This window comes from Bradyrhizobium zhengyangense (assembly GCF_022012435.1).
GTDB lineage: Bacteria > Pseudomonadota > Alphaproteobacteria > Rhizobiales > Xanthobacteraceae > Bradyrhizobium > Bradyrhizobium zhengyangense.
Map to the genome: position 1 here is coordinate 150785 of NZ_JAKLUA010000013.1, position 25639 is coordinate 176423.

At 61.0% G+C, this 25639-nt stretch carries 26 protein-coding genes and 1 pseudogene; 14 read left to right on the plus strand and 13 right to left on the minus strand.

Annotated elements, in window-relative coordinates; genetic code table 11:
- The first annotated feature begins 1 nt into the window (after position 1).
- The 7 genes from L6637_RS30800 (at position 2) to L6637_RS30830 (ending at position 8516) form a co-directional block, all read left to right on the plus strand.
- The gene (locus L6637_RS30800; protein WP_237872822.1) at positions 2–1699 is read left to right on the plus strand and encodes a methyl-accepting chemotaxis protein; all 1698 of its coding nucleotides are present in this window, start codon (positions 2–4) and stop codon (positions 1697–1699) included.
- Positions 1700–1729: 30 nt separating this feature from the next.
- Positions 1730–2218, plus strand: coding sequence for a chemotaxis protein CheW (locus tag L6637_RS30805; RefSeq protein ID WP_237865406.1), 489 nt, complete (start codon positions 1730–1732; stop codon positions 2216–2218).
- Between the two features lie 69 nt (positions 2219–2287).
- Positions 2288–4093, plus strand: a complete 1806-nt coding sequence (locus tag L6637_RS30810) for a methyl-accepting chemotaxis protein (RefSeq protein WP_237865407.1) — start codon at positions 2288–2290, stop codon at positions 4091–4093.
- A 128-nt stretch (positions 4094–4221) separates the two neighbouring features.
- Entirely contained in the window at positions 4222–5076 is an 855-nt protein-coding gene (locus L6637_RS30815) for a CheR family methyltransferase (RefSeq protein WP_237865408.1), read from the plus strand.
- An 18-nt stretch (positions 5077–5094) separates the two neighbouring features.
- Positions 5095–6186, plus strand: coding sequence for a protein-glutamate methylesterase/protein-glutamine glutaminase (locus L6637_RS30820; protein ID WP_237865409.1), 1092 nt, complete (start codon positions 5095–5097; stop codon positions 6184–6186).
- A 5-nt stretch (positions 6187–6191) separates the two neighbouring features.
- Entirely contained in the window at positions 6192–7913 is a 1722-nt protein-coding gene (locus tag L6637_RS30825; protein ID WP_237872823.1) for a methyl-accepting chemotaxis domain-containing protein, read from the plus strand.
- 150 nt (positions 7914–8063) lie between these two features.
- Positions 8064–8516 carry a hypothetical protein gene (locus tag L6637_RS30830; protein ID WP_237872824.1) on the plus strand — a complete coding sequence of 151 codons (453 nt, stop codon included), beginning with the start codon at positions 8064–8066 and terminating at the stop codon, positions 8514–8516.
- 5 nt (positions 8517–8521) lie between these two features.
- Here the strand turns inward: L6637_RS30830 and galE are convergent, their stop codons facing one another.
- A complete protein-coding gene (galE, locus tag L6637_RS30835) occupies positions 8522–9508 on the minus strand; it encodes a UDP-glucose 4-epimerase GalE (RefSeq protein WP_237872825.1) in 987 nt (328 codons plus the stop codon).
- Positions 9509–9796: 288 nt separating this feature from the next.
- Here galE and L6637_RS30840 point away from each other — a divergent pair, with 288 nt between their 5' ends.
- Positions 9797–10111 (plus strand): hypothetical protein, encoded by a 315-nt coding sequence (locus L6637_RS30840; protein ID WP_237872826.1) that lies wholly within the window; start codon positions 9797–9799, stop codon positions 10109–10111.
- 200 nt (positions 10112–10311) lie between these two features.
- A pseudogene (locus tag L6637_RS30845) lies at positions 10312–10656 on the plus strand (CHRD domain-containing protein).
- A gap of 52 nt (positions 10657–10708) precedes the next feature.
- Here the strand turns inward: L6637_RS30845 and L6637_RS30850 are convergent.
- The 4 genes from L6637_RS30850 to L6637_RS30865 form a co-directional block, all read right to left on the minus strand.
- The gene (locus tag L6637_RS30850) at positions 10709–11074 is read right to left on the minus strand and encodes a VanZ family protein (RefSeq protein WP_333909359.1); all 366 of its coding nucleotides are present in this window, start codon (positions 11072–11074) and stop codon (positions 10709–10711) included.
- Between the two features lie 7 nt (positions 11075–11081).
- Positions 11082–11723: a hypothetical protein gene (locus L6637_RS30855; protein WP_237872829.1), complete on the minus strand. Its 642-nt coding sequence runs from the start codon at positions 11721–11723 to the stop codon at positions 11082–11084.
- A gap of 90 nt (positions 11724–11813) precedes the next feature.
- Entirely contained in the window at positions 11814–12065 is a 252-nt protein-coding gene (locus tag L6637_RS30860) for a hypothetical protein (protein ID WP_237872830.1), read from the minus strand.
- A 208-nt stretch (positions 12066–12273) separates the two neighbouring features.
- A complete protein-coding gene (locus tag L6637_RS30865; protein WP_237872831.1) occupies positions 12274–12447 on the minus strand; it encodes a hypothetical protein in 174 nt (57 codons plus the stop codon).
- A gap of 1204 nt (positions 12448–13651) precedes the next feature.
- Here L6637_RS30865 and L6637_RS30870 point away from each other — a divergent pair.
- Positions 13652–13921 carry a hypothetical protein gene (locus L6637_RS30870; protein ID WP_237872832.1) on the plus strand — a complete coding sequence of 90 codons (270 nt, stop codon included), beginning with the start codon at positions 13652–13654 and terminating at the stop codon, positions 13919–13921.
- 32 nt (positions 13922–13953) lie between these two features.
- Here the strand turns inward: L6637_RS30870 and L6637_RS30875 are convergent, their stop codons facing one another.
- The 3 genes from L6637_RS30875 to rfbA all read right to left on the minus strand — a co-directional run bounded on the left by L6637_RS30875 (position 13954) and on the right by rfbA (position 16211).
- Complete coding sequence (locus L6637_RS30875) at positions 13954–14160, minus strand: hypothetical protein (RefSeq protein WP_237872833.1); 207 nt, start codon at positions 14158–14160, stop codon at positions 13954–13956.
- A 92-nt stretch (positions 14161–14252) separates the two neighbouring features.
- A complete protein-coding gene (gene rfbB, locus L6637_RS30880) occupies positions 14253–15317 on the minus strand; it encodes a dTDP-glucose 4,6-dehydratase (RefSeq protein WP_237872834.1) in 1065 nt (354 codons plus the stop codon).
- 12 nt (positions 15318–15329) lie between these two features.
- Positions 15330–16211 carry a glucose-1-phosphate thymidylyltransferase RfbA gene (gene rfbA, locus L6637_RS30885; RefSeq protein ID WP_237872836.1) on the minus strand — a complete coding sequence of 294 codons (882 nt, stop codon included), beginning with the start codon at positions 16209–16211 and terminating at the stop codon, positions 15330–15332.
- A gap of 85 nt (positions 16212–16296) precedes the next feature.
- On the opposite strand from rfbA, the gene rfbC reads away from it, so the two are divergent.
- The 3 genes from rfbC (at position 16297) to L6637_RS30900 (ending at position 18288) form a co-directional block, all read left to right on the plus strand.
- A complete protein-coding gene (gene rfbC, locus L6637_RS30890; protein WP_237872837.1) occupies positions 16297–16851 on the plus strand; it encodes a dTDP-4-dehydrorhamnose 3,5-epimerase in 555 nt (184 codons plus the stop codon).
- Position 16852: 1 nt separating this feature from the next.
- A complete protein-coding gene (rfbD, locus tag L6637_RS30895; RefSeq protein ID WP_237872838.1) occupies positions 16853–17749 on the plus strand; it encodes a dTDP-4-dehydrorhamnose reductase in 897 nt (298 codons plus the stop codon).
- A 116-nt stretch (positions 17750–17865) separates the two neighbouring features.
- Positions 17866–18288, plus strand: coding sequence for a hypothetical protein (locus tag L6637_RS30900; RefSeq protein WP_237872839.1), 423 nt, complete (start codon positions 17866–17868; stop codon positions 18286–18288).
- Between the two features lie 24 nt (positions 18289–18312).
- Here L6637_RS30900 and L6637_RS30905 read toward each other — a convergent pair whose 3' ends face one another.
- Both L6637_RS30905 and L6637_RS30910 read right to left on the minus strand, forming a co-directional pair.
- Complete coding sequence (locus L6637_RS30905; protein ID WP_237872840.1) at positions 18313–19047, minus strand: metallophosphoesterase family protein; 735 nt, start codon at positions 19045–19047, stop codon at positions 18313–18315.
- 166 nt (positions 19048–19213) lie between these two features.
- Positions 19214–19492 (minus strand): hypothetical protein, encoded by a 279-nt coding sequence (locus tag L6637_RS30910; protein ID WP_237872841.1) that lies wholly within the window; start codon positions 19490–19492, stop codon positions 19214–19216.
- A gap of 342 nt (positions 19493–19834) precedes the next feature.
- Between L6637_RS30910 and L6637_RS30915 the strand changes: the two genes are divergently transcribed.
- The gene (locus L6637_RS30915) at positions 19835–21253 is read left to right on the plus strand and encodes an undecaprenyl-phosphate glucose phosphotransferase (protein WP_237872842.1); all 1419 of its coding nucleotides are present in this window, start codon (positions 19835–19837) and stop codon (positions 21251–21253) included.
- A 500-nt stretch (positions 21254–21753) separates the two neighbouring features.
- On the opposite strand, the gene L6637_RS30920 is transcribed toward L6637_RS30915, so the two are convergent.
- The 3 genes from L6637_RS30920 to L6637_RS30930 all read right to left on the minus strand — a co-directional run bounded on the left by L6637_RS30920 (position 21754) and on the right by L6637_RS30930 (position 25359).
- Positions 21754–24003, minus strand: coding sequence for a polysaccharide biosynthesis tyrosine autokinase (locus L6637_RS30920; RefSeq protein WP_237872844.1), 2250 nt, complete (start codon positions 24001–24003; stop codon positions 21754–21756).
- Positions 24004–24030: 27 nt separating this feature from the next.
- Positions 24031–24651, minus strand: coding sequence for a hypothetical protein (locus tag L6637_RS30925; protein WP_237872846.1), 621 nt, complete (start codon positions 24649–24651; stop codon positions 24031–24033).
- A 324-nt stretch (positions 24652–24975) separates the two neighbouring features.
- Positions 24976–25359: a transglutaminase-like cysteine peptidase gene (locus tag L6637_RS30930; protein ID WP_237872848.1), complete on the minus strand. Its 384-nt coding sequence runs from the start codon at positions 25357–25359 to the stop codon at positions 24976–24978.
- Positions 25360–25639 lie beyond the last annotated feature (280 nt).

Consider the following 25639-nt stretch of genomic DNA (forward strand, 5'->3'; position numbering starts at 1 on the left):
TATGAGATTTACGGTCAAGGCAAAGCTTGCCAGCGCGTTCGGCCTGGTTATCGTCCTGTCAATGGTTGCCGGCAGCGTGGCCTACAAGAAGCTCGGCGACATGATGGCGACCGCCGACAGTATGGTCCTGCGCGCCAAGCGAATGGAGAAGGCGACCGAAGTCGAGAAGAATATTCTCATTCAGCTTCGCGCGGAAAAGAACGCCATTATCGGCGACGAGAAAGAGGTCGAGATGGCCGCTGCCGACGCGGCAAAGCGTCGCGAGGTCGCCTTGAAGACCAAGGACGAAGTCTACGCGCTGGCGAGCGAGGCCGGCAAGAAGCTGCTCGACGCCTTTGCCGTGACTTACGCCAAGATGAATGCCTATCAGGAAGAGACGATCCGGATCGCTAAGACCGACAAGGCCCAGGCCGCCGAGCGCTCCACCAATGAGGGCCGCAAGATCGTGAACGAAGCGCTCGAGTCGATGGGCGCCTATGTCGAGAACACCAAGAAGCAGATGGCCGAACAGGCCGTCGATTCGAAGGAGGAGGGATATCGGGCGCAGTTGATGCTGATGACTCTTCTGGGCGTCTCGCTGTTGGTAGCGATCGGTGCCGCCTTGTGGATTTCGATCTCGATCAGCCGGTCGCTTGGCCGCGCGGTCGGCCTTGCCGGCGCCGTGGCTCAGGGGGATCTCAACCAGACGATTCCGTCGGCGAGCAACGACGAGATCGGCGATCTTGTCAGATCGCTGAACGCCATGGTCGGAAAGCTCCGGCAGATCGTCCAGGAGGCGCTCACCGCCGCCCAGAACGTCTCCGCCGGCAGCCAGGAGCTTTCCGCAAGCGCCGAGCAGCTCTCGCAGGGCGCGACCGAGCAGGCCTCGTCTGCCGAGGAGGCGTCCTCCTCGATGGAGGAGATGGCTTCGAATGTGAAGCAGAACGCCGACAACGCCAACCAGACCGAGAAGATCGCTGCGCAGTCGGCCAAGGACGCCGAGGCCAGCGGCGTTGCCGTCGGCCGAGCCGTCGAAGCGATGCAGACCATCGCCGAGAAGATCACCATCGTGCAGGAGATTGCGCGCCAGACCGATCTGCTCGCCCTCAACGCCGCGGTCGAGGCCGCGCGCGCCGGCGAGCATGGCAAGGGCTTTGCGGTGGTCGCCTCCGAAGTGCGCAAGCTTGCCGAGCGTAGCCAGGCCGCCGCGGCCGATATCGGCACGTTGTCAAGTGAGACCGTGAAGGTCGCGCAGGAAGCCGGCTCCATGCTGTCGAAGCTCGTGCCCGACATCAAGAAGACCGCCGAGCTGGTGCAGGAAATCACCGCCGCCTGCCGCGAGCAGGACGTCGGCTCCTCCCAGATCAACCAGGCGATCCAGCAGCTCGACAAGGTCGGCCAGCAGAACGCCAGCGCTTCCGAGCAGGTCTCATCCACCTCGGAAGAGCTGGCCTCGCAGGCCGAGCAGCTGCAATCGACCATCTCGTTCTTCCGCATCGAGCAGGCCGGACGTGGCGAGAGCGCCGCGGCCGCGCCGATCGACCGTGCCGTCACCCAGCTCCGCAGCAAGGCAGGGCAGATGCGGGCGGCCGAACGCGGTGCCAAGAAGCCTGTGCCCGCTCGCAAGCCGGCGCGCGCGATGAAGGTCGCCGGTGGTGGCGGTTTCGCTTTCGACATGAACGACGGCGAAGACGATCGCGACGCCGAGTTCCAGCGCTGACAACAACAACCATCTGACCCGGACTTAAGCATGGCCGCAACCTCGCAATATCTGACGCTCGGGCTCGCCGGCGAGACGTTCGGCATCAGCATCCGCAACGTGCGGGAAATCCTGGACATGCGGCCGATCTCGCGTCTGCCGCATGCGCCGAACTTCCTGCTCGGCATGATCGACGTGCGCGGCGCTGGTTATCCGATCGTCGATCTCCGGACCAAGCTCGGGCTGCCGGCCGTGGCGGCCACCGAGGCGACCCGCATCATCATCCTCGACGTGCCGATGAAAGACCGCCTCGTCGGCGTCGGCTTCGTGGCCGACTGCGTGTTCGAGGTCACCGATATCGACGAGCAGGCGATCGAGCCGATCCCCGAGGTGGGGGGCAAATGGCAGTCGGATTACGCCGCCGGCATCGGCCGCAAGGGCGAGAAATTCGTCGTGATCTTCGATCTGGCCAGGTTGATGGCCGCAGACGAGATTCCGGAAGGAAGAGCCACGCAGTTGGATGCATCCTGTGCGGCCTGAATTCGTAATTTGTAGCGCGGGATCGGGCGTAAGCAATTCAATTCAACAATTCGAAGACCGGGGCTAATCATGAGATTTACCGTCAAAGCGAAGCTTGCGAGCGCATTCGGCGTCGTCATTCTGTTGTCGATGATTGCCGGCGGCGTCGCCTATCTGAAGCTCAACGACACCGTTGGGACCACCGAACACCTGTCGGCACGGGCAGCGCGCCTCGCCAAGGTGGCGGAGTTGCAGGAAAATGCGCTGCTTCAGGTGCGCGCCGAGAAGAATGCGATCCTCGCGCCGACCGAAGCGGATCAGGACAAGTTCGTCAGTCTCATCGCCGAGGCGCGCGAGCGCGTGGCGGCGATCAAGAACGAAGCCTATGTCGGTGCGAGCGAAGAGGGCAAGAAGCTGCTCGACAAGTTCGGAGCCGCCTATGTCAGCGCCAATGCGGTGCAGGACCAGACGTTGAAACTGGCCAAGCAGGATAAGGTCAAGGCGGCCGAGAATTCGATGACCGAAGGGCTCAAGGCCATGACGCCCGCGCTCAATGCCGCGAAGGAGTATATCGACTACGTCAAGAAGATGATGGCGGCGGAGAGCGAGCAGGCCAGGGTCGAAGGCAGTCGTGCCGAGATCATGCTGATCAGCCTGATCCTCGCCTCGCTCGTGATCGGCGCGATAGCCGCGACCTGGATCGCGATCGGCATCAGCCGTGCCCTTGCCAGCGCAGTCGGACTGGCTGACGCGGTTGCCATCGGCGATCTCAGCAAGAAGATCGACGTCTCCAGCAACGACGAAATCGGCGATCTCATCGCTTCGCTGAACGCGATGACCAAGAACCTGAACGCGACCGCGGCCGTCGCCAACGAGATCGCGCAGGGCAATCTCACCGTCGAGGCGAAACCTCTGTCGGACAAAGACACCCTCGGCCTCGCGCTCGAACGTATGGTCCAAAAGCTCCGCCAGATCGTGTCGGAAGCTCTCACCGCGGCGCAGAATGTCTCCGCCGGAAGCCAGGAGCTTTCGGCCAGCGCCGAGCAGCTGTCACAAGGCGCAACCGAGCAGGCCTCGTCGGCCGAGGAAGCATCTTCCTCGATGGAGGAGATGGCATCGAACGTGAAGCAGAACGCCGACAACGCCAACCAGACCGAGAAGATTGCAGCGCAGTCGGCCAAGGACGCCGAAGCCAGCGGTGCTGCGGTCGGCCGCGCGGTCAATGCGATGCAGACCATCGCCGAAAAGATCACCATTGTGCAGGAGATCGCGCGCCAGACCGACCTGCTCGCGCTGAACGCCGCGGTCGAAGCCGCGCGCGCCGGCGAGCACGGCAAGGGCTTTGCGGTGGTCGCGTCCGAAGTCCGAAAGCTCGCCGAGCGCAGCCAGGCGGCCGCCGCCGAGATCGGCACGCTGTCGGCCGACACCGTCAAGGTCGCGCAGGAAGCAGGTTCCATGCTGTCCAAGCTCGTTCCTGACATCAAGAAGACGGCGGAGCTGGTCGAGGAAATCACCGCCGCGTGCCGTGAGCAGGACGTCGGCTCGGCGCAAATCAACCAGGCGATCCAGCAGCTCGACAAGGTCGGCCAGCAGAATGCCAGCGCCTCCGAGCAGGTGTCGTCCACCTCGGAAGAGCTGGCTTCGCAGGCCGAGCAGCTGCAGTCGACAATCGCCTATTTCCGCATCGAGCATGGCAGCAAGAGCCAGGCGCTGGCGCCGATCGATCGGGCCGTCACCCAGCTCCGCGCCAAGGCTGCGACCATGGCAGCGGTCGAGCATCCCGCCCGGAAGCCGCAGGCAAGGCCTGCGCGCGCGGTGAAGGCCGCGGGCGGCGGCGGTTTTGCCTTCGACATGCACGACGGTGAGGATGATCGGGACGCTGATTTTCAGCGCTAAGGATTTTGGGGGCGGGTCCACCCTGGAGGTGGGCCTGCCTTCTTTCGTTGTAAACGCGTAGGATTCCAGATGGCCCTGATGGCCCGATATCAATTGCATGCGGGCCTTCGAGGCCGGGGCGGGCGGCCGTGATGCCCGCCTTGCAGGATACGGCTGTGCATCTGTCGGATCGCCATTTCCGCACCATCGCCGAGTTGATCGAGGGCCAGGTCGGCATCAAGCTGCCGCAGGGCAAGCGACTGATGCTGGAGGGGCGCCTGCACAAGCGTGTGCGCGCCCTGAACTTCACCGACCTCAACGAATATGTCGAGAACCTGTTTGAAGCCGATCACTTCGACACCGAGCTCACCCATCTGATCGATGTGGTGACCACCAACAAGACCGACTTCTTTCGCGAGCCGCAGCATTTCACCTTCATGCGGGAGATCGCCATCCCTGCGCTGCTCAAGTCGCACGGCCGCAAGAATGCGAATCTGAAAGTCTGGAGCTCGGCGAGCTCGACCGGCATGGAAGCCTATACGGTCGCCATGGTGCTGGACGACATGACGCGAACCGGATCGCGGTTTCAGTATCGCATCCTGGGAACCGACATCTCGACCGCCGTGCTGCGCCTCGCCAAGACTGCGATCTACACCCGCGACGTGCTGGCGCCGGTGCCCGAACCGTTCGTGAAGCGGTATTTCCTGTCCTCACGCGACAAGTCGCGCGGCGAAGTGCGGGTGGCGCCGGAACTACGACGCATGACGCATTTCATGCGGATGAACCTGATGGATCAGTCCTATCCCGTCGACCGCGACGTCGACATGATTTTCTGCCGCAATGTGCTGATCTATTTCGACAAGCCGACGCAGCGGAAGGTCGTCGAGCAGCTTTGCAGTCATTTGCGGCCCGGCGGGTATTTGCTGGTCGGACATTCCGAGTCGATGGTCCACAGTGCTGTTCCGGGCCTGAAGCAGGTTCAGCCGACCATTTTCCAGGTTTGATCGGGAGCACTTTGCAACATGCCGAGGGAGAAAGTTCGCGTACTGATCGTGGATGATTCGGCGTCGGTGCGCCAAATCCTTCAGACGATCCTCAACGACGACCCCGATATCGAGGTGATGGCGACGGCGTCCGATCCGTTCGTGGCGGCAAAGCGCCTCCAGGACGAAATCCCCGATGTCATGATCCTCGATCTCGAGATGCCGCGCATGGACGGCATGACGTTCCTGCGCAAGATCATGGCGCAGCGTCCGATCCCCGTGATCATCTGCTCCTCGCTGACCGAGGAAGGCTCGCACGTGATCTTCGAGGCGTTCGAGGCCGGCGCCGTCGATATCGTGCCTAAGCCGAAGATCGACACGCGTCAGGCGTTGCTCGAGTGTTCGACGCGCTTGCGGGAGTCGGTGAAGTCGGCGGCGCGTGCGCGCGTGCGGCCGCGCACGGAGCGGCGGGTGATCGAGAAGAAGCTCACGGCTGACGCCATCATCCCTCCGCCGGTGCAGGGCAAGGTTCGGCCGACGACCGAACGCATCGTCTGCATCGGTGCCTCGACGGGCGGAACCGAAGCGCTCAACGACGTGCTTGAGATGTTGCCGGCGAACTGTCCTCCGATTCTTGTCGTCCAGCACATGCCGGCGGGCTTCACTGCCGCGTTCGCCAAGCGCCTCGACAGCATCTGCCAGATCCGCGTCAAGGAGGCGGAGGATCGCGAGCCGGTCTTGCCTGGCTGCGCCTATATTGCTCCGGGCGCCCGCCACATGCTGCTCCAGCGCATCGGCCTGCGCTACCAGGTCGCGATCAAGGACGGGCCGCCGGTGTCGCGGCATCGCCCCTCGGTCGACGTGTTGTTTCGCTCGGCGGCCCAGCATGCCGGCGCCAACGCGCTCGGCGTCATCATGACCGGCATGGGTGACGACGGCGCGCGCGGCATGCTGGAGATGCGCAAGCTCGGCGCCTCGACACGGGCGCAGGATGAAGAAAGCTGCGTGGTGTTCGGCATGCCCAAGGAAGCCATCGCTCACGGCGGTGTCGAGAAAGTGGTCTCACTGAACCATATCCCGCGCGAGATCATGCAGTGGTATCAGGCCGGACACCCAGCGGTGGCGGGTTGATCGCGATGACTGCCATTGCGGCCAGCAATTTGACGGATGCGATTGCCGCGGTCGAAGGCGTCTCGTCGCGTATCGAGGACGTCTTTGCGCGCGTCGGTCACGACCTCGGTCGCGGCCACATCATTTTCAAGGAGCTGAATCAGGGGCTCGCGTCTCTCTCCGGAGAGCTATCCGGCGCCGAGATCGAAGGCGCCGCGACCGCGTTGCGGGAGATCGCGGCGCGATTGAGCGAGCTGTCGCGGGCGCTGCCCGCCGAGAGCGCGCTGCTCGCGATGATCGGCAAGAGCACGACGGAGGCGTCCGCCCTGCTGAAGCCGCTGTTCAAGCATATCCAGATGATCACCATCATCGCACGCAGCGCACGGATCGAGGCGGCATCGCTCGATGGCGATCGCGAGGGCTTTCTGGCCTTCACGCAGGAGGCTTACGATCTGGGCAAGGCCGTGCAGGGTTCGATCGAGGGCTGCGCGCGGGACCAGCAGCGCTTGTCGGAGGCCGTCATCACCGCATCCGGCCGGCAGAAGGAGTTCGAGAAAAGCTACGGTGACCAGCTGGTGGCGGAGAGCGCCGAGCTCGGCGCAGCCTATTCCGGCCTGCGCGACCAGCGCAGCAAGAGTAGCCATCTCGCCGATCTCGCCAGCGGCAGCACGCGGAAGATCGCCGAAGCCGTCGGCAGCGCGATCATATCCTTGCAGGCCGGCGACAGCACGCGGCAGCGCCTCGAACACGTCTGTCACGGCTTGCGCTTGTCGTCCGGCTCAGAGCCGAGCCTTGTTCCCGGGCCTGTCGCCAGCGAAGACGGCGCCCATGCGATCCGCGGGCTGCAGGCGGCTCAGCTCAGGGACGCGCAACGCGAGTTCGGCGGCGATATCAGTCAGATCGTCCGGGCGCTGTCCGCGATCCTGAATGATGCCAGTGGCGTCGTCGGTCACGGCCGCTCGCTGTTCGGCGGCGAGAACGGCTCCTCGTCGTCGTTCCTCGCCCGCATCAAGCAGACGCTGGCCCATGCCTCGACCCTGATTGCGACCTGCGAGAGTGCGGGCCGTTCGGTCGACGAGGCACTGGCGGTCGTCGAGGAGACGCTGGCGAAATTCCGTCAGGCCATCGCAGGTCTCGCCGAAGCCACGGTCGATATCACGCTGATCGGCATGAACGCGGGCCTCAAGGCAAGCCATCTCGGCAGCCGCGGCAGCGCCTTCGTGGTCATTGCCAACGAGCTCAAGGCGACCGCTGACCAGGTCTCGGCAGGCGCCGGACGCTTGCGGCCGGTCCTTGACGGCATCGAGCAGTCGGCGAACGAGCTGAAGGAGCTCCGCGTCCAGGGCGATCCCACCCAGCTCGCCAAGCTCGAGCCGCAGATCCTCCAGGCGCTGCGCGAGGTCGAAGTCGGCAACGAACGGCTCGGCAAGCTGATAACCCGCCTCGTCGACGAAGGCGCCGAGTTCGAAGGCCTGATGAATTCGGCGCAAGGCCTGATGGGCTCGCTCGGCGAGTCCTCTGCAACGCTGCCCGCTGTTGCCGCGCGCCTCGAGACGGCGAGCGCGGGCATGCATCGGCCCGAGCCGCAGGACGAGGCGCTGCTCGACGATCTCTTCGCGCGCTACACGATGGAGCGCGAGCGCGACGTTCATCGGGACTTCTTGCAAGCCCTTGGGCTGTCGTCGAGCGCGGCCACCCGCGGGGTCGACGCAGTCGAGCCTGCGGATGACGGCATAGAACTGTTTTGAGCTTGCTGTCGTTGCGGCGCAGCCCTGCGCCGGCAATTTTAGGAACTGGCTTTGCAGGGCGTTAACCGTGGCGGAACGCGTGCCATATCGGTCATTGTCGCGCCCCAGAGTTACCAGCAAATACGTCTGGATTTTACGACGGATGTTTTCATGCTGAGAGATGGCAAATACGCTGCCTGGTTCAGGACCCCGCGTGGCCAGGGCACGGGCCTAGTCGATTTGACCGAGGGACGAATCTCCGGCAGCGACAGCTTCTTCACCTATGGCGGCTGCTACCAGGTCGATCAGCAACGCTTCACGGCTGTCCTGACCGTGAAGCGCCATACCGAGGGCCCTCCGAGCGTGTTTGGTACGGACGAAGTCGAGGCCAATCTCTGGGGCGATTGCAGCGGCGCGGTAGCGACATGCTGGGGCACGGCAAGGGAGGCGCCTGACGTCAGGTTCGAGTGCACCCTGATCTACAGCCAGCAAGACGTCGTGGCCACCGACGCCAATTGCGCTGTTGTGAAACTCAATGCCGACACGTTGCCAAAGGGGCTGATGAGCAGGTCGCGACCGCGCCGTCCGATCGCACCAGGGGCATTCGGATCAGTACGCGATTAGGCAGCCTATCTCCGCGGATGCGCCTTCTGGTGCCAGGCCCAGGCGGTGCTGATCACGGTTGTCAGGTCGGAATGGCGCGGCACGAAGTCCAGCACCTTTCGCGCAGCCGAGGGATCGGCGACGAGATACGTCGGATCGCCCGCCCGGCGCGGCTTGACGGTGTGAGGCACCTCGCGTCCGGTCTCTTGCCTGATGGCGTTCAGGATCTCGCGCACCGAGAAGCCTGAGCCGGTGCCGAGGTTGAAGCTGCCGCCGGCATGTCCTGCTTCCAGCAGCTTCAGCGCTGCGACGTGAGCTGCAGCGAGGTCTGTGACGTGGATGTAGTCGCGGATTGCGGTGCCGTCGGGTGTGTCGTAATCGTCGCCGAACACGGAAAACTCGACATGGCCCTGCAACGCCATCATGGCGCGCGGAATCAGATGGGTCTCGTTGTCGCGCAATTCGCCGATGCCGCCGGCCGGATCTGCGCCGCTGGCATTGAAATAGCGTAGGCAGAATGCTCCGAAACCGTAAGCCTGGCGATAGTCGGCCAGCATGCGTTCGATCATCCATTTCGAGGCGCCGTAGGGATTGATCGGTGCACAGGGGAAATCCTCGGACAGCGTCTTGGAATCGGCATTGCCATAGACCGCGCCGGTCGAGGAGAAGACGATGCGGTGGCAGCCGGCGTTTCGCATCGCCTTCAGCAGCGACAGCGTGCCCTGGACGTTGTTGATGTAGTATTTCTGCGGGTCGCTCATGGACTCGCCGACGAGGCTCGCTGCCGCAAAATGCATCACGGCCGTCACCTTTTGGTCGGCAAAGGCGCGCGCCAGCGTCGCGCCGTCGAGCAGGTCGCCCGTCACCAGATCTCCGCCGACGAAGCTGCGATGTCCGGTTGTGAGATTGTCATAGACGACGGGCCGATAGCCGGCTGCAGTGAGGGCGCGGCAAGCATGCGAGCCAATATAGCCAGCGCCTCCCGTGACGAGGATAGTCGGTCGGTCAGTCATGTCGTTTACCCAACGCAAATGCAACGGCCCATTCAGGCTGAGGCCGCCGGCAGCAAGTCCACGCAAAGCACAAGTCGCGCCATCGTTATAACCTGTTTGACGATCCTGAAAAGCTGCAAGCCTTGGGCGTTCGCCGTCGCTCCTTTTGGGCACGCGTGCAAATCATGGTTGATTCAGCTTCAATAGACCATCGTGCAGCGAAAATGTCGCCAGATTGCACGCCGGCAGCAACCATAATTTTAGAGCTCGGGTTTAGGGTGAGGTCCATAACAAGGGACGGACAGGGACATGCCTCAAATCTGGATGACATACGACGAACTCGCGACTTTTTGTGAGTGCAGCAGCAGCGAAGCGAGGTTGCGCGCCATCCACCTGTCGCTTGACCGTCGCAGGAGCCGCGATGGGGCAACCCGCGTCAAACTGGATCTGGCGCTGACAGCCAAGTTTTTTGCCTCCGTCCGCGAGTTGGATTTTGACCTCGATAGCGCCATCGAGGCACTCCAGGCCGCCCACCGGCAGATGGCGGAACTGCTGGCGCCGAATGAGGTCAACGGCAGGCGCGGGGTGGCTTTATCGCCTCGTACTGTCCTGAAGAGGTGCTGAGATTCCCGCGATAGTTGTCTCGTATTAGCATTTCGCGTCCGGAATTTTCCGGCTACGGTCGGGTGTTTCAACCGAGTTGGGCGGGAGAGCCCGCAGGAGGGGTGTCATGAGGAAAGCCATTGGGCCTGCGTGAGAGTCTTGGGCGCGGCGCCCCTTGGGGCCGCTGATTATCACAGCTGGCAGCCGCAAGCGCATAGATAGTGAAGCTTCAGGTCGATCCGAAGGGCAGTAACGAGGTGCCTCCGAACACTTCGGCCGGGTCGGGCAAGGCAGAGGCAAGCTGCGATACCGAGACGAAGACGTTGACCTATTCGGTGACCTATAGCCTGTCAGATCCAGCACTGGGCGCTCATTTCTACGGCCACTTCGATGCCGGAAAGAACGGAGGCATCGTGCTTCCGTTCAAGACGGCGTAAAGCCCCATCCAGGGAACCGCGAACGCTAACCGAACTCAGGCAACGGATCTGTTGGCCGGAAAGTGGCACGCGAACAGTCACACGGCCGCGAAGCCCGGTGGTGAGTTGCGCGCTCAGATGATGAAATAGGAGGCGATATCCTGGCGCGTTGACGGCTTCGCCCCGCCAGATTTTCTCGACGTCAGGACGGCGGACGGGGAAGGAAAGCCAGGACCGTCTGGGCAAAGATAACCCCTACGATGCCTCCTGCTGTCTTTTGCAGAACGTCTAGCAGACCGGGATCGCGATCTAGTGTCAGTGCCTGAAGTAGCTCCAGCCCCATCGCGACGGCAACGACAAGTGCGCCCGCCGTGATGAAGCGGCCAGGCAACAAGAAAGAGAGAAGAAATCCCAGCAAGCCATAGGCACTGAAGCGCTCGATGACGACAGCCCAATATGCCTCGTGGTGCCCCATGAGCGCGGGCCGGCCCGCCAGCCGCGCCAAAGTGGCGTAAGCGATGAGGGCAAGGCAGATTGCTGAGGCTGCCATGAGGTGACTTCGGCGCATTGCGGCATCATAGCCGGTCGACCGGCGTCCGCTCCCAAAAGCAGAGAATATCGTTAAAGATTGTAGCTCGCCGATGCAGCGTTCGTGAATGGTGGATCGCGCCGGGACGTATCTGTGCAGACTGCTCGGGGGTCTGTCCGAATTCGAACCAACCGCGCCAGTCGAGCCCCCGGCGCACCTTTACCCTGAGCTTTCGCGGCATCACGCAGCGCCATAAATTCCCTGGACTCGGAAAAGGGTAGCGGCGCGGCGACGAGATATCCCTGTCCGGTCTCGACACCGGACGCGACCAGGGCGCGGATTTGTTCTTCCGTCTCGATTCCTCCGCGACCACCGTCATTCGAAAGTCCTTGGCGAGTGCGACCAGCATCTCGACGATCGTGTGGTCGATGCATCTACATTGATTGTGTCGACGAAGAGCCTGTCGATCGTGATGGTGTTGGCACCAGTCGCGACAGTCCGCTGTGGCCGAGCCCGACGTCGTCGATGACAGTGCGCAAGCCATATTTCGCGCAGCTCGGCGACGACGGCGGCCGCGCCCGAGATCTTTGAGTTCGGTCACCTCGACGATTTCTGTGTTGCAACTTTTTGACGGTACGCCGAAGCCTTTCGACGAAACCGGCGCTGGGCAGATGCTACGGAACGACATCGAGACAGAGCTCGAAAATCCTTATCTGCTTTCAACAGCGGCCCGAGGTCTGACAAGGCTGATTTCAGGATCTGCCAGGTTGCACGGGGTTCAGCGTCGATTGTAGGACCAGCCCTTGTCGATATTGGTCGGGTAGCGGGCCGCGAAAAGCGGATTCTTGAGGCAGTTGCGTGCGGGATCATAGATCCGGTCGGCGCACTCGCGGAAATTCAGGAATCTGCAATCGAAGCCAAACGAACACCAGGGAGCGCCGTTCGGGAACCCGAAACCCACAGGAATCTGCGCTGACGCCACGGAAGGCAGAGCCAGGAGCAAAGCTACGGCGAATGCGCGGCACAACATGGTGCAGTCCTCCAAATGACTACGGATCGGACGCCGAGGCCGCCGAACGATCCATCCTCGGCGAGAAACAACCGACGTTGGATCGGATAGTCTAACATCCGCGTGCGCAGAGATCGAGAGTGTCGAAGCGCACGGAATGCGTCGTTTTGCCGTGCCCCTCGTCAAGCGTTTGCAGGGGCAGGCGCCCACGAATTGTCGCGTAGTCTCGCTAGCTCTTCTTGGCGGCCTTGGATTTCAGTACCAGGCCGAGACGCAAGGCCATGCGCTTGATCGCATTGGGCGAGCGTCCGAGCTGCTTCGCTGCGTCCTCCAGCGACGTCGAAAACTTGGCCAACTCCATGAGCCGGCGGTCTTCCTTGAACGACCAGGGCTTGCGCGCCATATCCGAAACGATCCTCTCACATCGATACAACGACAAAGCCGCCAAGCGGACCCATGTCGCTCGACGGCTTTGCTTGGGTGGGGCCGGGCCTTGGGGCAAGCCCGGTGCGGACATGGATATGCGATCGGTGAGACTTCGCAACAAACAACGCGGGTTAAGCTAACTCCTCAACCTTACCGCGATGAAATAGGCGCGCAGGGCTCCGTATGATTCCGGAGTTTTCTTCAATTCTCGCCAGCCCGCCTATTCCGATCGTCTCTAGCGCCAACGGTTTCGCAGGCACGCTCTCCCGTGGCGGACGTCGTTGGCGGGTGTTGCCGACGTCCCTCTCGAAATCTCCGGCTCTTCGATCGATTTCCTGCCAGAGTTGTAAAAACCCTTGACCCGTTCAAATTTTGCTCGAGCGCTTCCTCGGAAAAATTTTCGTGATCTAATAGGCGTGATGGGTCGATTCAAAAAAAGTATTTAAGCCCGAGTTGGCTATCGCACTTGCATCGGCGGCAACGTCTCTCGCAGTGTTCGTCATGAGATCGTCGAATTCGTGCGGTTATGATTGCGCAAGCGATACGAAGAAGGAAGAAGATCGAGATGCTTCAAAAAATAGTGTCAGTCATGCCTCTTGCGAGATGAGAGAGCGGGCATTCGAAGGAGTATTCTTCGGCATTACGCACGTCGCAATGGCTGTGTGGGTCTATTTCGCCATTCTGTTGTCGGTGGAAGTTATTCTTCCAGCTCACGGGTTGATTTGAACGGTCAGGATGCAGGCGCGCTGCTGCCAAAATTCCCGTCTGTGACAACAAGATCAGCGCCAGCCATCACGATCTCGACACAACTCGAAGGTGACAATGTTCGCTCCCGAAATGAAGGCGGTGGACGCGCAGCAACAGAAAGATCTCCGGATGATATGGGTTTCAATTTCGATCTTCGCCGGCTTCTGCATTGGCTACGCGACGCACGCGTGGCAGGTGTGGAGGGAACGACGGCCGATTGATACTTCTTGGGGCTCTCAGCACGAGCCGGTTGCTAGAGGTCGCCGCGCGTTCTGAGCGGATTTCGGCCGAAAGCCGCGGCGCGAAAGTAACCATGTCGGGTAGGTTCAATTGCGCCGGACATTGTTCCCCGCGCATCGTCTGATTACATTGAGCTCGGTTGCGGGCGTGTCCTGCTGATCCGAGTTGCCCCTGGATCGCAAGCGAGGTGCAGCATGACGAGCGTCAGGAACAATAATGCGCCGCGACGATATTTTGTCGATGCGATCGGCCGGCGCGTCCTGATCGGCCTAACGCTCGAGGAAACCTTTGAGTTCGAACGGCTCGACAGCGAGCCGGATGCCGGTCGAACCGAAGCGATATTAATCGAGCGCAGCTCTCAGCGTATTCCCAGCGAGCAACGCTGGTTGGAGCTGTACAGCAAGCATGAAAACGCATGGAAGGCCTGGATGGCAAGGAGCCGAATCGATTCGCCTTACGTTTAGTCTTCAAGGCCTCGTTTCTCCGGGCGATCTCTTCAGACAGCTTCGTCGGTGCCGCGCGGCGCGGGAAAGAGCTTCGTGAGTCGATCAAGCCCCATTTCGCGCATTCTTGCGTCCAGAATATGCCGGGCCATGACATGCCTGAATTTCCATTCCGGGCCGAAGAACTGGTCTGCGTGCCAGATCTGCGGCATCGGACGACCATCCAGGCCGCGAATCCAAACGAAGTAATATCCATCCATCCTCGCACGATTTCCTCTTGCAGATCGACGCGGTCAAGCTGCCGTCACCTTCATGCGGGACGGCAGCTGTCGCGATAAAAGGGGGCGATCCGCTAACCGAGGCCGATCCGCTTCTGCTGATAGCCGCGATCGAGAATTGCTTGCCACCATTGGCGGTTTTCGAAGAACCAGCGAACCGTCTTAGCCAAGCCGCTTTCGAAATTCTCGTCAGCACGCCAACCGAGCTCGCGCTCGAGTTTTGAAGCATCGATCGCGTAGCGGCGATCGTGACCGGGACGGTCGGCGACGAACGAAATGAGGCTACGTCGAGATCCGGCCGCGTGCGGCGACAATTCGTCGAGCATGTCGCAAATGGTTTCCACCACGTGCAAATTGGTGCGCTCGTTTCTGCCGCCGACATTGTAAGTCTCGCCGATCGCACCGCGCTCGAGCACGAGCGTGAGCGCCTTGGCATGATCCTCGACGTAGAGCCAGTCGCGGACGTTCTGGCCGTCGCCGTAAACCGGCAGCGGCTCTCCGGCGAGTCCTTTGATGATGATGTGGGGAATGAGCTTCTCGGGAAAGTGATAAGGGCCGTAATTGTTCGAGCAGTTCGTCACCATCGTCGGAAGATCGTAGGTCTCGCGCCAGGCGCGGACCAGATGGTCGGACGACGCTTTGCTCGCCGAGTACGGCGAATTGGGTGAATAGGACGTGGTCTCTGTGAAATAGCCGTCCTTGCCGAGCGACCCGAACACCTCGTCGGTCGAGATGTGAAGAAAGCGGAACTGCGCACGGCGGTCTGGGGACAGATCCCTCCAATATCGCAACGCTTCCTGCAGCAGCGTGAAGGTGCCGACAATATTGGTCTGGATGAATTCGCCGGGGCCGTCGATCGAGCGGTCGACGTGGCTCTCGGCGGCCAGGTTCATCACTGCGGTGGGCTGGTACTTCTCGAACAGCTTCCGAAGCGAGGTGGCTTCGCAAATGCATTGCTTCTCGAAAGCATAGCTGGAATTTGCTTCGGCGCCGGGAAGCGAATCCAGGTTCGCAGCATAAGTTAGCTTGTCGATGTTGACGACGCGCGCATGCGTGTCGTGGAGGAGATGACGGACGACGGCGGACCCAATGAAACCTGCACCGCCCGTGACGAAAATTGTGGAGCCTTCGAAACGCATGGATGATCTGCCTCAGTCGTGAGCGGCGAAGGAACGGGCTACTGATTGCAGATACTCGCCGTAGCTGCTTTTGGCGGTCTTCTCTGCGACCTTCTTGAAGGCTTCAAGAGAAATGTAACCGCGTCGCAACGCGATTTCTTCTGGGCACGCGATGCGCAGGCCCTGGCGCTGCTCCAGGATTTGAACGAAATGACTGGCTTCGACCAGCGAAGCATGCGTGCCGGTGTCGAGCCACGCAAAGCCACGACCAAGCACTTCGACGAACAAGTCGCCACGAGCGAGGTAGGCGTTATTCACATCGGTAATTTCGATCTCGCCGCGCGCCGAGGGTTTGATGCCTGCTGCGATGTCAACCACGCTGTTGTCGTAGAAATAGAGGCCGGTCACGGCCACATTCGATTTTGGCTGCCTGGGCTTCTCCTCGATCGAGCGCGCTAGTCCGTCACTGCCGAGCTCGACCACGCCATATTGTTCAGGCGAGTTCACGACGTAGCCGAAGACGGTCGCGCCGCTCTTGCGGCTGGCGGCCTTGGTGAGCATTTCAGGCAGTCCGTGGCCGTAGAAAATGTTGTCGCCAAGAACCAGCGCGACGGAATCCGAGCCGACGAATTCGCGGCCAACGATGAATGCATCGGCAAGACCGCGCGGTGTCTCCTGGGTGGCATACGAGAAATTGACGCCGATCCCAGATCCATCGCCGAGCAAGCGCTGGAACAGCGGCTTGTCCAGCGGTGTCGAGATGATGAGGATGTCGCGGATACCAGCGAGCATCAATGTCGATAGCGGATAGTAGATCATCGGTTTGTCAAAAACCGGAAGCAGTTGCTTCGATACCACCGTCGTGACGGGAAAAAGGCGCGAGCCAGTTCCGCCAGCGAGTATAATTCCCTTCATGTGTCCCTCTGGTTTACCAATTTGAAAATATCAGATAGTGTGCACCGCACAAGATCGTTCTGGGTGCGGAGTTGAAGTCGTTAGAATGAACGTTATCAAGACGGATCTGCCCGAGGTTATGATCATCGAACCGAAGCTATTCGGCGATCAACGCGGCTTTTTCTTGGAGAGCTACCAATTCGAACGTTATGCGCAGAATGGGATTGCGCGGTCGTTCGTTCAGGACAACCTGTCCCGTTCGCGTTATGGCGTTTTGCGCGGGCTACATCTACAAAATCCATTGACGCAGGGCAAACTGGTCACCGCGCTCCGCGGCCGCGTATTGGATGTCGCCGTCGATGTCCGCGTCGGTAGCCCAAATTTTGGGCGTCATGTTGCTGTCGAACTAAGTGAGGATAATCGGCGGCAGTTGTGGGTGCCTCGCGGCTTCGCGCATGGCTTTGCCGTTCTCTCCGAGACGGCCGATTTCTTCTATAAGTGCGACGCTCTCTATAGCCCGAAGGATGAGATCTCAGTGCGATGGGACGACCCGGCGATCGGCATCGACTGGGGCCTCGCACATCCCTCGCTTTCACCCAAAGACGCCGATGCGCCCTTGCTTGCGGACGTGAAGAATCTCCCACGTTACGGGGAGATCTGACATGAAGATCCTTTTGACGGGCACTGCGGGGCAGGTGGGCGGAGCGCTGCTTCCGCTGCTCCACGGACGGGCCGATATCGTTGCGCCCACGCGCGAAGAGTTCGACTTCTCGCGGCCCGGCGAGCTTGCCAGCAAGCTCGATATGATCAAGCCGGACTTAATCATCAACCCTGCCGCCTATACCGCCGTCGATCGCGCGGAAGACGAGCGTGAGCTCGCGTTTCGTATCAACGCGGAATCTCCCAGAGCGATCGCGCGATGGGCCGCGCCCCGCGGCGTGCCGCTGGTGCACTTTTCGACCGACTACGTCTTCGATGGTTTCGGCGATCGTCCTTGGCGTGAGGACAGCACGCCGGGGCCTCTTTCGGTGTACGGCCAGAGCAAGCTTGCCGGCGACCAAGCCATTGCCGAGGCGGGTGCCCTGTATGTGATCGCGCGAACGTCCTGGGTGTATGCTGCAACCGGTACGAATTTCCTCAAGACCATCGTGCGGCTTGCCGGAGAACGCGAGCAGTTGCGCATCGTCGCCGACCAGATCGGCGCGCCAACGACAGCGAATGCCATCTCACAATCTGTGGTTGCAATGCTGCCAACGAACGGCGACGATCTTCGCAAGACGTTCGAGCGGCGCGGCGGCGTCGTCAATCTGGTTTGCACCGGCGAGACCAGTTGGCACGGCTTTGCGACCGCGATCGTTTCGGGGCTGCAAGCGAGGGGCGCCAAATTCGCCGTGAAGGAAATTATTCCGATCCCTTCGGACCAATTTCCGGTCAAGGCGAAGCGGCCATTCAATTCCCGGCTTGATCTCACGCGGCTGCGGGAGCGGTTCGGCATTACGCCGCCGAGTTGGCAGCAGGCGCTCGATCGCGAGCTGGATGCCCTCAAGGCGACGATTTGAACCTCATCCGCTGGACCACAGGGACGTGTCGGAATGCAACCTCCTGTGGCCTTTAAGCTTTGTTAACCATCCAAGGCCCATTTTCCGGTCTGGCGCCTCGAACCGGGAATGCACGCATGTTTCAGCTCTTCTTGCGGGCCCGCACACACAATTTCCTAAAAGACCGTTTCGGCGGTGAGCAGATGTTCCGCGCCCGTTCGCCCGAGCGCGACGCGGACACCGATCGCGCGCGCATCGAAGCCATCATGGTCGCAATCGAGGACGCGTTGCATGCAGCGGAGCGTGAGCAATCAGGCCTGAACCGCCGGGTGGAGGACGTGCTGGCGCGCGCGGCCGTGACCATCGGCAACGGCGACGACGAATATCTCGAGCGCGAAGCGTTAGACAATTACCATCACGATTTGTTCGACAAGGAAATCCTGAATGGTCAGCGCAGGCTCAAGGAGCTCAGCACCTCGATCGCCCATTTCAAGTTCCTGAAGGCTGCGATCCTCAGCCGGTTCCCGGACTACCGGCCGGCGGCCAATCACACCAATTGACGCTTCGCGGGCGCGAAGACCTCATTAGATCGCGAGCATGCTGCTGCCCTGAATCGAGAGCAGCGTCAGGTTGCCGGTGGCGTACGCCCCGGTATCGATATTGGCGCGGTTCTCGAGCAGCTCGGCCTGGCGCACAGGGGTGTGGCCGTGCACGACGTATTTCCCAAAGCGCTTCTTGCTCTGGAGAAATTCGTCCCTAATCCATAGCAGATCCTGCTCGCGCTGATCGGGCAACGGTATTCCTGGACGAACGCCGGCATGGACGAAGAAGAAGTCGCCACAGGTGAATGTCGGCCGCAACTGCCGCAGGAATGCTATGTGCTGCGGTGGCATCGCGGAGGTGAGTTCGCGCACGAGATCGAACAGCTCGTCCTTGCCGAGGTCGGGCGCTACCGAGATTCCATAGGACATCAGGGTCTGGATGCCGCCGAATCGGAACCAGTCGGCGGCGCGCGAGGGGTCGTCCAGTACCGAGGTGAAGTAGGCCTCGTGATTGCCCTTGAGAAAGACTGTGTTGCGGCGGCGGCTGCGGTCGATCAGGAGATCGAGGGTATGACGCGAGTTCGGTCCGCGGTCGATGTAGTCACCGAGGAAGACCTCGATCGCCCGATAGGGGCGGCTGTTCGCCATGTCCGCATCGATCACTGCGAACATCTGTTCGAGCAGATGCGCGCAGCCGTGGATGTCGCTGAGTGCGTAGATGCGCACGCCGTTAGGGAGCTTCGGCCGAGGCCGGTTCTGAGTTGGGGTTGTGACCATGAGGCCCACCTCTTTCAGAGAGGTTCGCTCGAGATGTCAATACGCGATGGACAAATTCGGTCATCCCGAGGGCCTTTTCTCGTCCACGCCGTGTGAGCGTCCGTTCGCGCGGCGGTAGCATCACGTGTGGTTTGATGAGGGGGCTGATTCGACGGGTCCCGGCCCCTCAGCCGAAGCTACGGCTGTCGAACGACGACGCGGGTTTGGTACGATACGGTGTCGCCCGCGGCCGGATCAGAAGCGCGCCGCAGAGATAGCCGAGCTGGAGCACGGCCGCAAAGACAACGATCGTGACGACAATGTGAAGCGCGCCCTGTCCCTCCCAATCGGAGACGGCGCCAATCATCCCTCCACCAAGCACGATCGCCGGTGGCAGGATGACAATCCGGAACCGGCCTCCCAGCAGCGATCCGATCAGCAGACTGAAAACAACAACTGTGCTCACGCTACAACTCCCCCAGATGGTGGGGAGTGTTAATGATGGCGACCTAATGGCGGCTTAAACAACGTGGTTGAATAATGGTTCAAATGCTTTCGAAATATGCGTGAAATAAAATCGTTGTGGCGCGAAACGCGGCGTGATGCTCGCTTAATGTCAAGCTTGTGACAGGACTCTGGGCATTCAGGTCTCCGCGCAACAGCGTTGCAGAAAATAGATTTATCTTTTTGGTGCGGTGCCGCATTCTTGCTTTGTTTAGTTAAGAGATTGCCGACGGTGCATCGCGAATTAAGGTCGACTGCTCAAAGTGAGGCAGTCGAGAGCGCGTGACGAGGCAGCGAGGTCCGGATGGCTGTAGCAACTTATGGTTCGGAAAACTATTATGCGGTTTTGTCGAGCCGTCGAGGTGCCCTCCAACGCCCCCTCCAGATCGCTCTGATCGCGGGTGACTTCGTCGCGCTCCTGCTCAGCTATTTCGTGGCGAGTAATTTGTATCGCCTGCTCGTCGCCGAGCAGGATTCGTCGGTGGGTGCCGGTCTTGTCGTTGCCGCGGTGTTCGTGACGATCTCTTACTTCCAAGGCATCTACGATCATCATCGCCTCCTGAATGCCGTCTGGCAGCTGCGCAAGACACTTGCAATCTGGATCATCTCGCTGACAATTCTTGCGGTTGAGGCATTCCTGCTCAAATCGTCAGCAGATCTGTCGCGCGGAACCACGCTACTATTTGCCGCGACCGGCGGCGTTGCGCTTGGCGGGCTCCGAGTGCTCTGGCGCAGCGCGCTGAACTCGAGCTATGCCAGAGGTCGCCTGGTCGATCGCAAGGTCGTGCTGCTGAGCCTGAAGCCGCTCGATTTCACGTCGAGCCGATTCAAGGATTTGCGCAAGCACGGCTTCAATGTCGTACGCCATTTCGTTCTCAGGCCGTCCGAAGCCGGCTGGGATCACGAGATTCGCGACATCGTGCGTCAGGCACGCGCGGCCGATGTCGAGGAGTATCTCTTGGTCATCGACTGGGATGAGATGCCTCTGCTCCAAAAGGTGAGCCAGCACCTGCGCATGGTACCCCAGCCGATCCGGCTGCTCCCGGACTTTCCGATCGCCGATCTCGTCTCGCGTCCGTTCCAGCCGGTCAGCGGCACGGTTGCCATCGAGATCCAGCGCGCCCCGCTAACCGTGTTCGAGCGAGCGCAGAAGCGCTGCCTCGATGTCGGACTTGCCTCGGTTGCGCTGTTGCTGCTGGCGCCGCTGCTGGCGACGGCTGCGGTCATGATCAAGCTCGACTCGCGCGGGAACGTGATCTTCAAGCAGTCCCGTCGCGGGTTCAACGGCAAGCCGTTCCAAATCTGGAAGTTTCGTTCCATGACGGTGGCAGAAAACGGCCACACCGTGACCCAGGCGACGAAGTCCGACACGCGGGTCACTCGTGTTGGTCGTATGCTGCGCCGGACCAGCATCGACGAGTTGCCGCAGCTCTGGAACGTTCTTCGCGGCGAGATGTCGCTGGTAGGACCGCGGCCACATGCGCTCGCGCATGACAATTATTACGACCAGCTCATCAGCAACTACGTCTATCGGCATCACATGAAGCCGGGGCTGACGGGTTGGGCCCAGGTCAATGGTTTTCGTGGTGAGACGCCGACTATCGATCTGATGGAGAAGCGGGTCGAGTACGATGTCTGGTACGTCAGCAACTGGAGCATCTGGCTCGATATCAGGATCATCCTGAAGACCGCGCTGGCGCTCATCCATCAGGAGGCCTACTGAGCGTCCGCAGCGGTTGGCGCTGGTGAACCGACTGAACGCGAACGCTGCGTCCGGTGTTCAACGCCTCTTAGTTGTCGAGCAGATAGGGCGCAGGTCACAGATCTCATCCACCAGCCTAACTGCGGGCGACTGGAGGAAGAGGGCGGCCGCGCTGCTGACAGACGATCGTAAAACGCGTCGTTGAAATCCAGCAGCGAACTGTCCGTCAGCTCCCGCGAATTGGCCTGGAGCGCTCGAAAAGCGAGCGGCACGCCTACCAGTTGCAGTCAGAGTTCCTGCGGGGCCGAGCCTTAGAGATTGGCCGAGAAGCGCGAGGATTCCCCGCTGTGACCCCCTCCTGGCGTATGCCGGACCAGAATGCCTCCAACCATTCGAGCGGTTAGCTTGGCGCGCGCGCCAGCAGGCTTCTGCTCACCCGCTGCACGGCATCAACGTCCGCATCCGCCCGCGCCAGATCCAGTTCCACTGACGGTCATGTCAGGCGCGAGAAGCGCCTTTCCTTAGGCGCCCTCGACATAATAGGCGTTGTAGTGCGAGCCTTTGTAACCCTCAATGCGCTTCAGCATCTTCGGGTTCGCGCCGTTGAGCACGGCGCCCACTACCTTTTTCTGAATGCCTTCGGAGCTCGACATAGATTCCTGCAGGGCGGTCCGGGTCGTCCGACTCCATTCGATGACGTAGACGAACGCGTCCATGAGATGGCTGATGGCCTTGGCGTCGGTGACCGGCATCACCGGCGCCAGATCGATGACGATGTAATCGTACTCGTTTCGCAGCAATGACAGCAGATCGGCCATCGCCTTCGAGGCCATGATGTCGGCCGAGTTCACCATGCGCGAAACGGCGAACGAAGGCAGGAAATCCAGTCCGGTCTCCGGGCTGCGCCTGATGTGGTGTCCGACCGACTGCGGATCCTTGAGGGCCTCGAGCAATCCGCTCTTGGCGGTCGGGTCGAGCTCCTTGGTCAGCGAACGCGTGTGAAGGTCGCCGTCGATCAGCAGCACGCGCTTTCCGGTAAACGCGGTCAGGTGCGCGAAGTTGGCCGAAACCGTGGTTTTCCCTTCCTTCGGAAGCGAGGACACGATGCCGATGATCTTCACCTCGCGGGAGAGGCGAGCGAGATCGATTGAGACCTTGATGTTGCGCATGGTCTCGGCATAGCGGGAGAAGGGATGATCGATGACGTAACGGGACAATTGGCCGCCGGGTTTGACCGACACGCCTTCAGGCGATCGCCATCCGCGTATCTTCGGCAGACCCATGGCCTTGGCGCCGATGGCGGGAAGCACCCCGAGACATTTGACTCCGATCTCGTCTTCGACTTCGCTGGGAGAGCGCAGCACGTCGCTCAGCATCTCCCGAGCAAACGCGGCGCCTAGGCCGAAGCAAAGACCGCCGAACAGGGCTCCAATGAGAGAGAGCAACGTCTTGGGAGAGCTCTTGCGATCCGGCTTCACCGCGGTGCTGATGATGCGGGCCTCGCTGATCGGGAAGCTCTGGTTTTGCATTGCCTGCTGCTGCTTCTCGAGGAAGCTGTTGTACAGGTTGCGGTAGGTGTCGGCCGCGCTCTCGAGGTCGCGCAGCTTCACCTGCGCCTGCCCGGTGTTGCCGGCCTGGCTGACGAGATTCTTGAGGTTTTGCTCCAGCGAAGTCTCGCGGCTCTTGGCGATTTCGTAGTCACTGCGATAGGCATCGGCGATACGCTTGACTTCGTCTGCGATCGACTTGCGGAGCTCCTCCATGCGATTGGCCAGATTGACCGACGCCTGATGGGTCTTGCCATACTTAGCCGACCAATCGGCATATTGGGCTGAAAGATCGAGATATTGCGCGCGCAGCCGGGTGATCACTGGATTGTTGAGCGCGTCGGTGACCGTCGGTTGGGCAAGGTCTTTGTCTGTGATGCCGTCGATGCGGTCCAGTCGTGCCTTGGCCTCGGCGGTGGCCGCGCGCGCCTGGACGAGCTGGGTGTTTACGTCGGTGAGCTGCTGCTCGTTCATCAGGCCGCGGCTGGTGCCGACGATATTGTTCTGGCTCTTGAACGTCTGCACGGCGCGGTCGCTGGCAGTCGCCTGCTCGCGCAGCTCGGCGCTGCGCTGCTGCAGCCATTCGCTGGCGCGCTTGGTGGATTGGTATTTCGCGTCGAGGGCGCCGATCATATAGGCATCCGCGATCTCATTGGCGATCCGGGCTGCCTTGTCGGGGTCCTTTGAACGGAAGCTGGCCGACAGGACGTATGTCGTGAGAACGCGCTCGACCTTCAAATTGGCCTGCACGGCGCCAACTGTTCCACGTTCGATGCGCTCTTTCGAGGCGGGGCCATCTGATCCGAACAGCGCAATCACCCGACCAATGAACGCCGGAATGAGGCCGGGATCAGAGCCGTTGAACTCGGGATCTTCCGTCAGGTTCATGCGACGGACGACGGAACGTATCAGATCGTCGGAGGTGATGATTTCGACCTGGCTGTCCACAAAGCCGGGATCGATCAGCGCATTGGAGACGCCGGTGTCCTTGTCGAGGACCTGGGTCTGCCGAGTATCCATGAGGATACGAGTATTCGCCGTATACATCGGCGTTGCAGTCAGCAAGTAGACCAAGACCAGCGCGAAGGCGCCGCCGACGACGGCCGTAATCAGTGGCCACTGCCGCCGCAGGATACCGATGACGCGCTCGACGCTCAGCGTCGCTCCCGCCAGATCTAGTGCGGACCTCTCATGGAGCTGAAACTGCTCTCTCGGCTGGTACATCTGAATGTTCATCAAGCTGGCATGAAGTTATTGGGGAAGCGGGGCAGGAGCGAACGGATCGGCGATATCCGTCTGCCATTCACCGGTCATCAAGGTGCTGGCTTTGGCGGCCGGCTTATCGTTTGATGGCGGCCTTGCATCTCCGGCCGGCTGGGAAGCGACCGAGCTCGAGCTGAATTCTACTGCCTCCAACTCCGATGCGTAGCCGGAACTCACGGCAGAGTCCGCCAACTTCTGCACGAAGTTGCTGATCTTCTGCGCAGTTTCAGGCTTACGGGTGAGACAGATCAGCTGTGCCCGGCGCAAGGCCGCGCCGATCGCGTTGCGATCCTCGTTGGCCGACAGGCTGACGAAGTCCCGCACTGCAGGAAGAATGGAGATGTCGGTCGCGATATATGCAGTGAGGCGGCCGGTGAGCTTGCTTCGATCATTGCGGACCTCGCGCATCAGAGATGCGGGCTCCACCTGAAAACCTTGGAGGGCTGCGGTAGGCACGCGGTCCGCCAGATCGACACATTGAGCGTCGCACGGGTTGGCGAAGCACGCAGCGATCAGTAGCGTCGACGCAATCGCCAGACCGAAACAGGCTGCGCCGCGATCCGCAGACCGTCGTCGTCGAGGCAAGACCAAACCATTCTTCACGTTCATTCAAACCGTCGCAGGGCTTCGCTCAAACCAGTGTCGCGCTTAACTATGTCAAATTCTTGTGCAGTGCAAAATATAGTCTGAAACCACAGAAATTTCGCAACGAATTTAGTAGGGCGCGAGTGCGGCATTGTGCACAAACATAACGCAACGCCTGCGGCAAAATCTGAGCGTGTTGACGCATGTTAAGTCTGCTGTGTGTGATGAGGCCGCGGGTCGTCGATCGGTCAGAGCCAAAAGCTCGCAACCTTCGTAAAGCGCTTCTCGCCAAGTTCGTCCGGGATCGCCGATAGTCACCCAGACGGCAGTGCTTGGTTGCATCGAGATTCACTCACAGCCCAGCGCGTTTCCAGGGGCAGCGCTCGATGAAAAATTGTCTAGCACCAGGTCGCCATCCGAAAGCCGCGCAACCGACACACGATGACCCCATCGGCCTTCGATCCGCACAACTGCAAGACGCAGGGCGGCTTGCGGCCATCCCATCGCGATCAATGGGTGTCGATTGGTGACGGCATAGTCGTCGCGGTGAGGAACCGTCCATTTTGCGGCGATCGGATTCATCGGCTCGCGCATCGGTGCGACGGCTTGTTTGACCGACGTGATCACTTGCCGAGCATTGCCATCGCCGCGGCCCGGATCGAGCAGCACAATCCAGATGCAGATCCACACCGTCTCGGCGGAACCGAAGCGGAGCGGGGCCAACGCGAACACGCCGATCGCCGCAATCCGCGAAATACAGTGCAACATCAACTCCTAAAGAGTCGTGGGGCAACTCCGCAATACAGTTTCTGACATCTCGATGTCCTTTTGCCACATTCGTGCCGGATGCATAGGCTAGTTGCGCTGCTTCGCGAACATGCAGGGTGCACAACGTCAGGGCCCCGGGCATCTTGACAAGCCGGCTACGTCGCAGACGGCGCGCTGCTCCTGGTCGGGGCAAGCGATCTCGTCTCTTCTCCATCGCTGACGGGCACGTTGCCTGCGGCAAATG

What these genes read in the sequence shown, in the direction of transcription:
- rfbC (WP_237872837.1), top strand. Translation starts at nt 16,297, where the DNA reads ATGAACGTTATCAAGACGGATCTGCCCGAGGTTATGATCATCGAACCG.
- L6637_RS30855 (WP_237872829.1), bottom strand. Translation starts at nt 11,723, where the DNA reads ATGTCGTTCCGTAGCATCTGCCCAGCGCCGGTTTCGTCGAAAGGCTTC.
- L6637_RS30870 (WP_237872832.1), top strand. Translation starts at nt 13,652, where the DNA reads ATGACGAGCGTCAGGAACAATAATGCGCCGCGACGATATTTTGTCGAT.
- L6637_RS30875 (WP_237872833.1), bottom strand. Translation starts at nt 14,160, where the DNA reads ATGGATGGATATTACTTCGTTTGGATTCGCGGCCTGGATGGTCGTCCG.
- L6637_RS30850 (WP_333909359.1), bottom strand. Translation starts at nt 11,074, where the DNA reads ATGCGCCGAAGTCACCTCATGGCAGCCTCAGCAATCTGCCTTGCCCTC.
- L6637_RS30915 (WP_237872842.1), top strand. Translation starts at nt 19,835, where the DNA reads ATGGCTGTAGCAACTTATGGTTCGGAAAACTATTATGCGGTTTTGTCG.
- rfbD (WP_237872838.1), top strand. Translation starts at nt 16,853, where the DNA reads ATGAAGATCCTTTTGACGGGCACTGCGGGGCAGGTGGGCGGAGCGCTG.
- L6637_RS30800 (WP_237872822.1), top strand. Translation starts at nt 2, where the DNA reads ATGAGATTTACGGTCAAGGCAAAGCTTGCCAGCGCGTTCGGCCTGGTT.
- L6637_RS30905 (WP_237872840.1), bottom strand. Translation starts at nt 19,047, where the DNA reads ATGGTCACAACCCCAACTCAGAACCGGCCTCGGCCGAAGCTCCCTAAC.
- L6637_RS30865 (WP_237872831.1), bottom strand. Translation starts at nt 12,447, where the DNA reads ATGGCGCGCAAGCCCTGGTCGTTCAAGGAAGACCGCCGGCTCATGGAG.
- L6637_RS30860 (WP_237872830.1), bottom strand. Translation starts at nt 12,065, where the DNA reads ATGTTGTGCCGCGCATTCGCCGTAGCTTTGCTCCTGGCTCTGCCTTCC.
- L6637_RS30840 (WP_237872826.1), top strand. Translation starts at nt 9,797, where the DNA reads ATGCCTCAAATCTGGATGACATACGACGAACTCGCGACTTTTTGTGAG.
- L6637_RS30920 (WP_237872844.1), bottom strand. Translation starts at nt 24,003, where the DNA reads ATGTACCAGCCGAGAGAGCAGTTTCAGCTCCATGAGAGGTCCGCACTA.
- L6637_RS30810 (WP_237865407.1), top strand. Translation starts at nt 2,288, where the DNA reads ATGAGATTTACCGTCAAAGCGAAGCTTGCGAGCGCATTCGGCGTCGTC.
- L6637_RS30805 (WP_237865406.1), top strand. Translation starts at nt 1,730, where the DNA reads ATGGCCGCAACCTCGCAATATCTGACGCTCGGGCTCGCCGGCGAGACG.
- rfbA (WP_237872836.1), bottom strand. Translation starts at nt 16,211, where the DNA reads ATGAAGGGAATTATACTCGCTGGCGGAACTGGCTCGCGCCTTTTTCCC.
- galE (WP_237872825.1), bottom strand. Translation starts at nt 9,508, where the DNA reads ATGACTGACCGACCGACTATCCTCGTCACGGGAGGCGCTGGCTATATT.
- rfbB (WP_237872834.1), bottom strand. Translation starts at nt 15,317, where the DNA reads ATGCGTTTCGAAGGCTCCACAATTTTCGTCACGGGCGGTGCAGGTTTC.
- L6637_RS30830 (WP_237872824.1), top strand. Translation starts at nt 8,064, where the DNA reads ATGCTGAGAGATGGCAAATACGCTGCCTGGTTCAGGACCCCGCGTGGC.
- L6637_RS30825 (WP_237872823.1), top strand. Translation starts at nt 6,192, where the DNA reads ATGACTGCCATTGCGGCCAGCAATTTGACGGATGCGATTGCCGCGGTC.
- L6637_RS30820 (WP_237865409.1), top strand. Translation starts at nt 5,095, where the DNA reads ATGCCGAGGGAGAAAGTTCGCGTACTGATCGTGGATGATTCGGCGTCG.
- L6637_RS30925 (WP_237872846.1), bottom strand. Translation starts at nt 24,651, where the DNA reads ATGAACGTGAAGAATGGTTTGGTCTTGCCTCGACGACGACGGTCTGCG.
- L6637_RS30900 (WP_237872839.1), top strand. Translation starts at nt 17,866, where the DNA reads ATGTTTCAGCTCTTCTTGCGGGCCCGCACACACAATTTCCTAAAAGAC.